Source organism: Streptomyces sp. NPDC094034 (genome assembly GCF_040303865.1).
GTDB lineage: Bacteria > Actinomycetota > Actinomycetes > Streptomycetales > Streptomycetaceae > Streptomyces.
Map to the genome: position 1 here is coordinate 193,454 of NZ_JBEOUD010000007.1, position 12,087 is coordinate 205,540.

The 12,087-nt window shown below is 71.3% G+C and carries 10 protein-coding genes; 4 read left to right on the forward strand and 6 right to left on the reverse strand.

The window, feature by feature from the left end; translation table 11 throughout:
• Position 1: 1 nt before the first annotated feature.
• From ABTZ59_RS09760 to ABTZ59_RS09770, 3 genes are all read right to left on the reverse strand, one after another.
• Positions 2-2,965: an HAD-IC family P-type ATPase gene (locus tag ABTZ59_RS09760; protein ID WP_503002508.1), complete on the reverse strand. Its 2,964-nt coding sequence runs from the start codon at positions 2,963-2,965 to the stop codon at positions 2-4.
• Between the two features lie 82 nt (positions 2,966-3,047).
• On the reverse strand, positions 3,048-3,419 hold the full coding sequence (locus ABTZ59_RS09765) for an ArsR/SmtB family transcription factor (protein WP_351393394.1): 372 nt from the start codon (positions 3,417-3,419) through the stop codon (positions 3,048-3,050).
• A gap of 157 nt (positions 3,420-3,576) precedes the next feature.
• Positions 3,577-3,846: a twin-arginine translocase TatA/TatE family subunit gene (locus tag ABTZ59_RS09770; protein WP_351393397.1), complete on the reverse strand. Its 270-nt coding sequence runs from the start codon at positions 3,844-3,846 to the stop codon at positions 3,577-3,579.
• Between the two features lie 261 nt (positions 3,847-4,107).
• Here ABTZ59_RS09770 and ABTZ59_RS09775 point away from each other — a divergent pair, with 261 nt between their 5' ends.
• On the forward strand, positions 4,108-5,502 hold the full coding sequence (locus tag ABTZ59_RS09775) for an FAD-dependent monooxygenase (protein ID WP_351393400.1): 1,395 nt from the start codon (positions 4,108-4,110) through the stop codon (positions 5,500-5,502).
• Between the two features lie 96 nt (positions 5,503-5,598).
• Here ABTZ59_RS09775 and ABTZ59_RS09780 read toward each other — a convergent pair whose 3' ends face one another.
• The gene (locus ABTZ59_RS09780; RefSeq protein WP_351393403.1) at positions 5,599-6,276 is read right to left on the reverse strand and encodes a hemerythrin domain-containing protein; all 678 of its coding nucleotides are present in this window, start codon (positions 6,274-6,276) and stop codon (positions 5,599-5,601) included.
• 127 nt (positions 6,277-6,403) lie between these two features.
• Between ABTZ59_RS09780 and ABTZ59_RS09785 the strand changes: the two genes are divergently transcribed.
• From ABTZ59_RS09785 to ABTZ59_RS09795, 3 genes are all read left to right on the forward strand, one after another.
• Positions 6,404-7,045 carry a TetR/AcrR family transcriptional regulator gene (locus ABTZ59_RS09785; RefSeq protein WP_351393407.1) on the forward strand — a complete coding sequence of 214 codons (642 nt, stop codon included), beginning with the start codon at positions 6,404-6,406 and terminating at the stop codon, positions 7,043-7,045.
• Positions 7,046-7,205: 160 nt separating this feature from the next.
• Entirely contained in the window at positions 7,206-8,993 is a 1,788-nt protein-coding gene (locus ABTZ59_RS09790; protein WP_351393534.1) for a S9 family peptidase, read from the forward strand.
• Positions 8,994-9,063: 70 nt separating this feature from the next.
• Positions 9,064-9,816 (forward strand): SURF1 family protein, encoded by a 753-nt coding sequence (locus ABTZ59_RS09795; RefSeq protein WP_351393410.1) that lies wholly within the window; start codon positions 9,064-9,066, stop codon positions 9,814-9,816.
• Positions 9,817-10,026: 210 nt separating this feature from the next.
• On the opposite strand, the gene ABTZ59_RS09800 is transcribed toward ABTZ59_RS09795, so the two are convergent.
• Positions 10,027-11,361 (reverse strand): hypothetical protein, encoded by a 1,335-nt coding sequence (locus ABTZ59_RS09800; RefSeq protein WP_351393413.1) that lies wholly within the window; start codon positions 11,359-11,361, stop codon positions 10,027-10,029.
• On the reverse strand, positions 11,358-12,020 hold the full coding sequence (locus tag ABTZ59_RS09805) for a SigE family RNA polymerase sigma factor (RefSeq protein WP_351393416.1): 663 nt from the start codon (positions 12,018-12,020) through the stop codon (positions 11,358-11,360). Before ABTZ59_RS09805 ends, ABTZ59_RS09800 begins: the two co-directional genes overlap by 4 nt.
• Positions 12,021-12,087 lie beyond the last annotated feature (67 nt).

A 12,087-nucleotide genomic window follows, 5' to 3' on the forward strand; every position in this document is an offset into this window, starting at 1 on the left:
ACTACAGCTGAGGGCCGCCGATACGCCCCCGCGCGAAGACCAGTCCGGCCGCGTACAGCGCGAGCACGACACCGAGCAGTACGTAGTAGAGCCCCGGCAGCGCCGTCATCCCCAGCACCGGGCCGAGCGGCGAGAGCGGCAGCAGCAGCCCGGTCACGGCGAGCCCGCCGGCGGCCCAGCGGACGGGGCCCGAGGCCCGGGGCCCGTACGCGGGGCGTGCGCTCGTCCGCAACAGCAGCATCACCAGTGCCTGGGTGAGCAGGTTCTCGGTGAACCACCCGGAGTGGAACTGCGCCTGACTGCCCGCGTTGACGGCTATGTGCAACGCCGACGCGAGCACGGCGAACGTCGCCAGGTCCGCGAGGGCGTTGATGAGCCCGAAGCCCGTGATGAACCGGAGGAACGCCCGCGAGCGCAGCTCCGTCGGCCGACGCAGCGCCTCGGGCCGCGGCCGGTCGAACGCGAAGGCGAGCTGCGCGGCGTCGAAGCACAGGTTCTGCACGAGTACCTGGGCCGGAAGCATCGGCAGGAACGGCAGCAGCAGCCCGGCGACGAGCATGGCTATGACGTTCCCGAGGTTGGAGGAGAGCGTGATCCGCAGATACGTGGCGATATTGCCGCTGGAGTGGCGCCCGGCGCCGATCGCGTGCTCGATCGCGGTGAGGTCCTTCCGAGCGAGCACGACATCGGTGGATTCACGCACGACGTCGACGGCGTCGCGCGGGCATATCCCGACATCGGCGGCGTGCAGCGCGGGCAGGTCGTTGACGCCGTCGCCGAGGAAACCCGTGGTGTGACCGTCGGCGCGGACGGCGGCGACGATACGGGCCTTGTGCTCGGGTGTGCAGCGCGCAAAGACGGTGGTGCGCCGGGCGAGTTCGGCGAGTTCCGCGTCGGTCAGCACGCCGATCCGTTCGGCGCTGACGATCGCGTCGGCGCCAGCCACGGCGTTAGTCGTGCTGCCGGCCGCCGGGACCTCACCCCGGCCTGCGACATGGATATCGAGGCCCAGGTCCAGACACGCGCGGGCCGCCGTGCCCGGGTGGTCGCCCGTCAGGATCTTGACCGTGACACCGCGCGCGGCGAAGACCTTCAGCGCCTCGGCAGCGGTCGGAGCGAGGGCGTCGTGGAGTGCGACGAAACCCTGGAAATCGAGTCCGCGCTCGTCGGCCGGTGTGTAGTCGCGTTGACGCGCCGGCCGTTCCGCCGTGGCGACGGCGAGCAGCCGCAGACCGCTGCCGGCCTCGCGGGCGGCCAGTGCGGAGAGCCGGTTGCGTTCCTCCTCGTCGAGCGCGCACCGCTGGAGTACGGCTTCCACCGCGCCCTTCACGACGAGCGTGTGGGTGCCGAGGCGGCCGGGCCGTCGTACGACCGCGGTGGAGAGGCGGCGTACGGAATCGAACGGGAGCGCCGCCACGCCCTCGTACCGCGCCGCGTCCGCTTCGTCCGCCGCGTCGAGGATCGCGTCGTCGAGGGCGTCCGGGGCGGGCAGATCGGCCAGTTGCAGGGTCCACCAGGCATTGACGGCGGCCCAGCGCAGCACCTCGGGGTCGGGGTCGCCGTGCGCGTCCATCGCCCCGCCGAACACCGGCCGGTCCTGGGTGAGGGTGCCTGTCTTGTCCAGGAACAGTACGTCGACGGCGCCGAGGTCGTGCAGCGCGGGCAGGCGTTTGACGATGACCGCGTGGTGGCGCGCGAGGCGTGACGCGCCGCGGGCCAGGGCGGTGGTGACGATGACCGGCAGCATCTCAGGGGTGAGCCCGACGGCGACCGCGACCGCGAAGGGGAGCGTCTCCAGCCCCCGGCCGCGCAGAGCGGCGTTGGCCATCAGGACGAGCGGCGGCGTGAGCAGCATGAACCGGATGAGGACCCACGAGATGCCGTTCACCTGCCGGTCGAACGCACTGGCCGCACGGCGCCCCGGCCGGCTGCGCGCGGCGCCGAACCGCGTACGCGTCCCGGTCGCCACGACGACGGCGGTGCCGCTTCCCGAGGCCACGCTGCTGCCCTGGAAACACAGCCGCGGCTGCGCGAACACCCCCGCGAATGCCTCGCCTCCCGGGGGCGTACGGGCGTCGGCGCCGCCCCGCGCGTCAGGGTCGTCTGCGCCGACACCCTGTGTGTCCGGGTCGTCTCCCCCGCCGCCCGGCAGGCCCGGCGCGTCGACGGCGTACTTGGCGACCGGCGCCGACTCCCCCGTCAGCGCCGCCTGATGTACGGTCAGCCCGCTCGCGCGCAGCAGCAGTACGTCGGCGGGGACCAGATCGCCGGGGCCGAGACGGATCACATCGCCCGGCACCAGTTGGTCGACCGGGATCTCCCTCGGCCGTGGGTCGCCCGCGTCACGCGCACCTCCGCCGTCACGCACACCTCCGCCGATACGCGCAGCTCCACCGATACGCGCGCCACGCCCGGCACGTGAACCACGCCCTGCACGTGCGTCAAGGTCGGCACGTGCGTCACGGCCCTCGCTGCCGTCGCTCCCGTCGCTCCCGCGCCGCAGCACTGTCGCGGTCGTCGCCACCAGCTCGCGCAGCGCGGCCATGGACCGGTCGGCCCGGTGCTCCCCGGACGAGCGCAGCAGACAGCTGACCACGACCAGCGAGAGGATCACCAGGGCGGTTCCCCAGGCCGCGACGGTGGCCGACACGACCCCGAGACAGAGCAGTACGGCGGTGAACGGATCCCGCACGCTCCGTACGAAACGCCGCGGCCAGGACGCCGAACGCCACTCCGGCACCGCGTTCTCGCCGTATCGGAGCAGTCGCTCCTCGGCCTGCGCGTCCGTCAGCCCGCGCGGCCCGCTGTCCAGCCGCCGCAGTACCTGGAGGGAGGTGAGGGCGGTCAGGTCCGGCGGGGCGCCGCCGGTGCCCGCCGCCCACGGATCCGTCGGACCGAGGCCGGTACCGAACTCCGGCCCGGGACCGGGACCGGGACCGGACCCGCGCCCGTTGGCCGTGAACACATCCGCCCCGGGGACGACGGAGCCGGAGACCACGGAGCCGGACGCCACGGAGTCGGGCACCGTGGACTCAGGCACCGCGGACTCAGGCCGTGATGTCGCGGACGCGCCGTGCCGGAGCGTGCGCCGCGCGGTCGGTCAGCTGTCCGAGCATCAGCCTGACCACGGTCACGACGTCCGAATCGTCGACGAAGTACACCTGGCGACGGCCCTCGCGCCGCGACCGTACGAGACCGGCCAGTTTCAGCTTGGTCAGATGCTGGCTGACGGCCGGCAGCGCCCCGCCCACGCGCTCGGCGAGTCCGGTCACATCGCTCTCGCCCTGGGCCAGTACCCACACGATATGGAGCCGCGCCGATGACGCGAGCAATCCGAACGCGGCAGCGGCCTCGGCCAGCACTTCGGCAGGAGGGTCCTCGAAGCCACCGGCACCCGCCGGCACAGCTGCCGTCACCATCGCTCTCCCGTCCCGCGCGGGCCGTCACCCCGTCAACCCGAATGTCCTCATGCCCTCACGTCCGAAGACCCGAATGCCCGAGCGCCCGAGCGCCCGAATGCCGGAGCGTCCGGAGGCCCGAACATCCGAAGGCCCGAACCAGCGATTCAGTCTAGAGCTACGGCCTGTCGCGAGAATCCCGCACAGGCGGGTCGTTCCGGTCGACGACGATACCCGTGACGACATGACGTTCCCCCGGCGCGGCGGCGTCGGGCGCCCTGCCCTCCTCTTTGCCCTGCTCCTTGCCCTCCTCCTTGAGGGCCTTCGTCTCACTCTTGAGGATGCGGGCGGCCTTGCCGGCGGAGCGGGTCAGCTCAGGGAGCTTCTTCACCCCGACGACCACCGCGACGACGATGAGGATCAGGGCCAGTTCACTCAAGCCGAACATCAGGTCTGCTCTCTCCCGGTAACGGATCGGATCGACTTCTACAGCGCTGTAGAAGTATCCCGTACGGGACAACCCCACAACAAGCCCGTACCGAGCCACCGCGCCATACCTCGCCACCCCGCCACACCGCCACACCGAGCCACCGCACCACGCGCCACCACCCGGCGACCACATGCGATCACACCGGAAGAAACCCGCACCCTGCTACTCTTCGTCCGCAATTGATCACTTAGCGTCACAACGGGATAACCGGGAGCACGTGTGAAGGTCGCATGCGTCGGCGGCGGGCCCGCCGGCCTGTACTTCTCGATCCTGATGAAGCGGCAGGACCCGTCCCATGACATCACCGTCCACGAACGGAACGCGGCCGGGTCCACCTACGGCTGGGGAGTGACGTACTGGGGCAGCCTGATCGACAAGCTCCACGTGCACGACCCCGAATCCGCCGTCGCGATCAGCAAGAGCTCGGTCCGCTGGAGCGACGGGGTCGCACACGTCGGGGACCTGAAGACGGTGCACCACGGCGACACGGGCTTCGGTATCGGCCGCCGCAAGCTGCTCGACATCCTCGCCGAGCGGGCCCGCTCCCTCGGTGTGCGCGTCGAGTTCGAGCACCCGGTCGCCGACGCGGCCGAACTGCCGGACGCCGACCTGGTCGTGGCGTGCGACGGCGTCGGCAGCGCGCTGCGCGAGCGCCACGCCGCGCACTTCGGCACCGAGGCAACGGCCGGGCACAACACATACATCTGGCTCGGCACCACCAAGGTCTTCGACTCCTTCACCTTCGCCTTCGTCGAAACCGAGCACGGCTGGATCTGGTGCTACGCCTACGGTTTCAGCGAGGACGGGAGCACCTGCATCGTCGAATGCTCCCCGGCGACCTGGACGGGCCTCGGCCTCGACAAGGCGAGCGAGGCGGACGGCCTGGCCCTGCTGGAGCGGCTCTTCGCCCGGCCGCTGGACGGGCACCGGCTGATCGGCAGGGCGCACGCGGACGGCAGCGCGCAGTGGCTGAACTTCCGTACGCTGACCAACCGGACCTGGCACCACGGCAATCTCGTTCTGCTCGGCGACGCCGCTCACACCACGCACTACTCCATCGGCGCGGGCACGACACTCGCGCTGGAGGATGCCATCGCACTGGCCGGCGCGCTGCGCGGATACGGCCGAAGCAGCCGAAGCAGCCGAAACAACGGATCCGAAGCCACCGGAGCCACCGGAGCCACCGGAGCCGCTGAACCTGCCGCACTTCCCGGACCCGCCGGAGCCGCTGAACCCGCCGGACTTCCCGGACCCGCCGGACCCGCCGACGGAGCCACCGGACCCGCCGCGTACGACGTAGACCCGGAGCTGCGGGCCGCCCTCGTGCGGTACGAACGGGAACGGAGGGCCGCCCTCCTCCCCGTCCAGAGCGCGGCCCGCTACAGCGCCCAGTGGTACGAGAACCTTCCGCGCTATATCCATCTCGCCCCGTCACAGATGTTCGCGCTGCTCGGGCAGCGGCACTCCCCGCTGCTTCCCCACATCCCGCCCCAGCTGTACTACCGGATCGACAGGGCGGCCGAGCAGCTGGAGGCGCTGCGCAGGCTCAAGCGCTGGCTGGGCCCGAGGGTCGCGCGAACGCTGCACGCCCGCTCCCGCGCCTCCGGAAGCTGATCACCGAGGCACCGAGGCACCGAGGCACCGACGCACCGATGCCCCAGGACCCAGTCCTGGGGCATCGGTGCGTGACGGGGCCACGACCAGGGGGGTTTAGAGTCTGTCAAGGTAGGTCGTTACCGCCAGGGCCTTCTTGGTGGAGCGGTAGCGCGCCAGCAGCACGGGGCGCAGCCAGCGCACCGAGGCCGGGAAGGCGCTCAGCACGGCCGCGTACCCGGGGATCCGGTCCGGGTCCTCCATCAGGCCCAGGACCAGATGCGGGCCGGCCCGGAAGTCGCCATGGAAGATCCCGTTCCGCACCCGCGCGAGGTCGCTGTCCGGCACCTGCGCGAACAGCTCCAGCAGGACCGGCTCCTCCTCGTCGAAGTGCCTGGTCAGAATCTCGTGGACCCGCTGGGCCGACGGCAGTCCCGACATGGCCGCCTCACTGACGACCACCAGCACCTCGGCGCGCCCGCCCGTGACCTCCCGGGCCGCGATCGCGTCGACCACCCTGGAGAGGGTGTGCAGCTCGGCTTCCAGCGCCTGGTGCTCGGCGACCATCCGGTCGAGTTCGGCCACGGCGGGGGGAAACAGGTCGCTCAGCGCCGGCCAGAGGTGTTCGCCCTCGCTCCCGTGGTGGCTCCTGACGTACTCGATCAGCCAACGGGAGGTGCTGACCAGAGCCCTGACGTCGACGGGCTGGCCGTCGGCGAGATTGGCGAACGAGACGGCCACGAGGGCAGCGCCCCGCCGCATGATCGTGTGCTCGGCGAGGAGTTCTTCATACATGCGTGAGCGCTCGGTTCGAAGAGCGGATGAAACCGTCATTCTCAATCCCTCGGAAAATAGGGTTAACCCCTATGTAATGAACCCATAGGTAGTGAAATAAACGCCTGATCTGCCATAAAGTGTCCGTATGTCTGGAGGGCGTCAGTACCACTCCCCTCGCCGTGAACTCACCGCGGCCGCCACGCGGCGCGACATCATCGACGCGGCGCGTCGGCTCTTTCTGGAGCGGGGTTTCGCGCAGGTGACCATCGCGGAGATCGCCCGCGAGGCAGGGACCGCGGTCAAGACGGTGTACGTCAGCGCCGGGGGCCGGCTCGACATACTGCGGGAGACCGTCCACCGCGCGGCCGCGCACTCCGGCGCTCAAGAGACCGTGGAGCGGATACGGGACACCGACGACGCCGTCTCCGCCATCGCCCTGCTCGCCCACCGCACCCGGCTCAGCAACGAGGAGCATCGCGAATCCATCGCGATCCTCTACAGCGCGCTGCCCGTACACGAGGCGGCGGAAGCACTCTGGGACGAGGGCACCTCTCTTTACACATGTGCCCTTCGAGAGATCGCCTCACACCTCAAGGGCCTCGGTGCTCTCAAGCCGGGGACGACCGTCGAGCACTGCGCGGACGTGCTGTGGTTCTGCTTCGGGCTGGGCGCCTGGCGCACGCTCGTCGACGAATGCGGCTGGACCTGGGACCGGGCCGAGAAGCAGCTCACAGCCATGGCCACGAAGATGCTGCTCAAAGAGTCGTCCGAGTTATCCACAGGCTGAGCGGGACGCCGACGGAATGTCATGGGCCGGGCGCAGAATAGGGGGCATGACTGAGATCAGCGGTTCGACACCGGATTCGACAGCGGCCCGGACGGCTTCCCCGGCGGCCCCGGCGGCGGCTTCCCCGGCGGCCCCGGCAGCGGCTTCCCCGGCGGCCTCGATGCCCGAGTGGGAGAAGCGCTTCCGGGCGCCGCGGGTGTCGCTGCCCGACTGGGCGGAGGACGCGCCGGAGCGCGCGCTGTTCGTCTCCAACGCGACGGGTACGTACGAGCTGTACGCGTGGGACCGTACGACCGGTGAGCAGCGGCAGGCGACGGACCGGCCGAACGGGACGACGGACGGCGTGCTCTCGCTCGACGGCGAGTGGATCTGGTGGTTCTCGGACACGGACGGGGACGAGTTCGGGGTCTGGATGCGGCAGCGGTTCGCCGCCGGGGCGGACGGAGCCGGTGACGAGCCCGCGGTGCCGGGACTCGGCGCCTCCTATCCGGCCGGGCTCGCGCTCGGCCGGGACGGTACGGCGGTGGTGGGGCGCTCGACCGACGAGGACGGCTCGACGCTCCATGTCGTCCGGCCCGGCGAGGAGCCCGTGGAGATCTACCGGCACCGGGAGTCGGCCGGGGTCGGGGATCTGTCGTACGACGGCTCGCTGCTGGCGATAGAGCACACCGAGCACGGCGACGCGATGCACTCGGCGGTGCGGGTGCTGCGGCTGGACGGCTCGGTGGTGGCCCAGCTGGACGACACGGAGGGCGGTACGCGCGAGCTGGGCCTTGAGGTGCTGGGCTTCGCGCCGGTGGAAGGGGACAGCAGGCTGCTCATCGGCCATCAGCGGCGGGGCCGCTGGGAGCCGGTCATCTGGAATCCGCTGACGGGCGAGGAGACCGAGCTCGCCATCGAGCTGCCCGGCGATGTCAACGCCGAGTGGTATCCGGACGGATCGGGGCTGCTGGTCGCGCACAGCTTCGAGGCCCGCGGCGAGCTGTGGCGTTATGACTTCGCCAAGAGCGCGCTGATCCAGGTGGAGACCCCGGCGGGGACGGTGTCGGGCGCGACGGCCAGGCCCGACGGAAGCGTGGAGTATCTGTGGTCGTCGGCGGCCCGTCCGCCGGAGGTGCGCTCCACGGTGGGCGGGGTGGTGCTCGATCCGCCGGGACCGGCGGCACCCGCATCGGTGCCGGTGGAGGACGCGTGGGTGGAGGGTCCGGGCGGCCGGGTCCACGCGCTGGTGCAGCGGCCGGCGGGCGAGGGTCCGTTCCCGACGGTCTTCGAGATCCACGGCGGCCCGACATGGCATGACAGCGACGCGTTCGCGGCGGGACCGGCCGCGTGGGTCGACCATGGCTTCGCGGTCGTCCGGGTCAACTACCGGGGCTCCACCGGATACGGACGGGAGTGGACGGACGCGCTCAAGCACCGGATCGGGCTGATCGAGCTGGAGGACATCGCGGCGGTCCGTGCGTGGGCGGTGGACTCCGGGCTGGCGGATCCGGCGAAGCTGGTGCTCTCGGGCGGTTCGTGGGGCGGCTATCTGACCCTGCTCGGTCTCGGTACGCAGCCCGATGACTGGGCCGTGGGACTCGCGGCCGTGCCGGTCGCCGACTATGTGACGGCCTACCACGACGAGATGGAGGCCCTCAAGGCGATGGACCGCACGCTGCTCGGCGGTACGCCGGAGGAGGTGCCCGAGCGGTTCGCGGCCTCGTCCCCGCTGACCTATGTCGACGCCGTCCGGGCGCCGGTCTATATCTCGGCCGGCGTCAATGACCCGCGCTGCCCGATCCGCCAGGTGGAGAACTATGTGGACAGACTGGCGGCCCGGGGCGCGGTCCACGAGGTGTACCGGTACGACGCGGGCCATGGCTCGCTCGTTGTGGAGGAGCGCATCAAGCAGGTCCGGCTGGAGCTGGAGTTCGCGGTCAAGCACCTGGGGGTGGGCGCGCGGTGAGACGAGGGTGAGATGAGGTGACGGGGGACCCGGGACCGGGGGCCCGGGGCGCGTTCCGTACCGTGGAGGGGTGTATCGCTTCCTGGTGACTCCGCGCTGGTTGGGGATCAACGTCTTCGTCCTGCTCGCGATCCCCGTGTGCGTTTTCATGGGGACCTGGCAGCTGGGTCGCTTCGAGGACCGCGTCGCCACGCACGAGGCCGCGAAGGCGGCGCCCGATCCCGGTGAGCGGCCCACGGCGGCGCTGGAGACCCTGCTGCCGGTCGACCAGAAGACCTCGGGCCGGCACACCACGGCAAGCGGGCGGTACGAGGATCAGTTCCTGGTGCCCGACCGGGAGCTGGACGGCGAGAACGGCTCGTATGTGCTGACCATGCTCCGTACCGACGGCGGCAAGGCGCTGCCCGTGGTGCGCGGCTGGCTGCCCAGCGGTGGGAAGGTGCCCGCGCCGCCCACGGGCGAGGTCACCGTGACCGGGTCGCTCCAGGCGTCGGAGTCCACCGGCTCCGACGGCGTGCGGGCCGGCGGCGGGCTGCCCCCCGGCCAGCTGGCCATGATCAGCGCGGCGTCGCTGGTCAACGTCGTGCCGTACGACGTGTACGACGCCTGGGTCACCGTCACCAAGACGTCGGACGGGCTGCGGGCCGTGCCCGCGGGCGTGCCACAGAACACCGGGCTCGACCTCAAGGCGTTCCAGAACCTCGGTTACACCGGTGAGTGGTTCGTCTTCGCCGGCTTCGTGGTCTTCATGTGGTTCCGGCTGGTCCGGCGCGAGGCGGAGGCGATCAGGGACCGGAAGCTGGGGCTGGAGACCGCCGCGTAGCACGGACCGGGTCGCGTGGCCTCGCGGCCACCGCGGCCGCATCTCCCGGCCCGGCCCCGCGTCGTAGGGCCCTTGTCCCGTCGCCCCTCCGTCACAACAGCACGCCGTCGCCACAGCACGCCGTCGCTACGGCACGCCGTCGCTACGGCACGCCGTCGCCACGGGCACGACGTCGTCGCTACGGCACGATGTCCCTAAGGCGCGATGTCCCTACGACGCGTTGAGGACGCCCGTCTTGTAGATGGTGCCGGCGCAGGCGTTGGAGATGCTCGTCTGGCCGCTCGGGGCGCCCGGCTCCGCCGTGTGGGACACCGCGACCGTGCCGTCCTGCGTGCCGCCGTCGGTGGTGAGCTGGGGCTCCGTGTTCGAGCCGCCCGTTTCGGTGCCGGGGGCCGTACCGGGGTCGCCGGTCGTGCCCGCCGTGCCGTCCTCGGACGGGCTGGGGTCGGGCGAGGCGCCGGTCGTGGGACAGGTCTCCGAGGGCACCCAGGCGAACTTCACCTCGTACGCGCCGTTCGGCGGGAGCACCAGCGCCGCCGCCTCCTGGGAGGGGTCGGGCAGCCCGGTCGCCGGGTCGCCCGCGGTGTGCTGCACAACAGTGATCTTGCTCTTGTCCGCAGCGCCCGTCGCCAGGGTGTTGACCGTGCCGCGGCCGGTGACCGAACAGCCCGAGCCCGAGACATTGGAGACGCGGAAGCTTCCGTAGACCGTGCCTCCGGCGTCCGGGGCGCCCGTCTGACCCACGACCAGAAGCTGGCCCGAGTCACAGGCGGGCGAGGAAGCGGTCTCATAGGGGGTGTCAGGGTCGTCGGAACCGCCCTTGCCGCCCTCCGGCGCACCCGACACGGCGCCACCATGCGGCGGCTTGTTCTCCTTGTCGGGCTCGTCCTCGTCGGCGGACACCTTGTCGGAGGGACCGTCCGTGTCGTCCTTCTTGCCGCCCGCGGTGCCCTTGCCTGCGGCGGCGCCACCCTGCGCCTGCTCGCCATGGCCGGTGCTGACGGCGCGGTCGTCCGTCGCGTCGGTGGAGTTGGCGACATGGACGAAGGCGGGGACCGCCGTACCGAACAGCAGCGCCGCCGCCGCCATGCCGACGACCGCCTGGCGCTTTCTGGCCCGCCGGGTCGGTACGGCCTTGCGGAGGTGGTCGAGGGCGCCCTCGGACGGGCGCAGATCGCCCACGGCGCCGTGCAGCATCCGCCGCAGCGCCAGCTCGTCCCCGTCCAGGACACCGTTCAGGTCGTTGTTCACGACCTCTCCGCCGCCACCGTCACCCACGCCGTCGTCGGCACCGCCGACGCCATCGACGTCACCGCCCGCGTTGTCGTCCTTGGCGGTGTTCGCACACCTGTCGGCACCCGTGTCACCGAGGCCGCTCAGCTCATTCTCCGGCCCGTTGTTCACAATTCCGTTTCCAGTCAGGTCGTTCGACGGGGCGTCCGGCCCGGCCTGCTCGTTCCCGCGGTCCTCGCCGCGGGACGCGCCATGTCCCTCGGCCGGGCTCTCGCCTCGGCCGAATTCCCGCCGGTCCTCGCGCCCACTCATGCCGTGGCCTCCATGGCGACGCGCAGCGCCGCTATGCCGCGCGAGCCGTACGCCTTCACCGAGCCCAGGGATATCCCCAGCGTCTCGGCGACCTGCGCCTCGGTCATGTCCGCGAAGTACCGCAGCGACAGCACCTCGCGCTGCCGCCGCTGGAGCCCGCGCATGGCCTTGATCAGCGCGTCCCGCTCCAGCAGGTCGTACGCGCCCTCCTCCGCGCTGGCCATGTCGGGCATCGGCTTCGAGAGCAGCTTGAGCCCGAGGATGCGGCGGCGCAGCGCGGAGCGGGAGAGGTTCACGACCGTCTGCCGCAGATACGCGAGGGTCTTCTCCGGCTCACGTACGCGATTGCGCGCGGAGTGCACCCGGATGAACGCCTCCTGGACGACGTCCTCGCAGGAGGCCGTGTCGTCCAGCAGCAGGGCGGCGAGACCGAGCAGCGACCGGTAGTGGGCGCGGTAGGTCTCGGTCAGGTGGTCGACGGTGGTGCCGGCAGCCGTCACCTCGTCAGCGCCATCGCGCTGGGACGGTATGCGTGCGGGCCGCGCGGCGGGCATGGGAGCGATCACCGGCATACCACCGGGCGCCCGGGGCCGCCGGGGCGGACGCACTGCCGCGCCGCGCACCGCGCCGATCGCTGTGAATTCGAGAACCTCTGCCACGCCAGTTGGACACGCTCACCCCCGCCAGGGTTGTACGCGCACCCCACCCCATTTGACGCTGCACCAA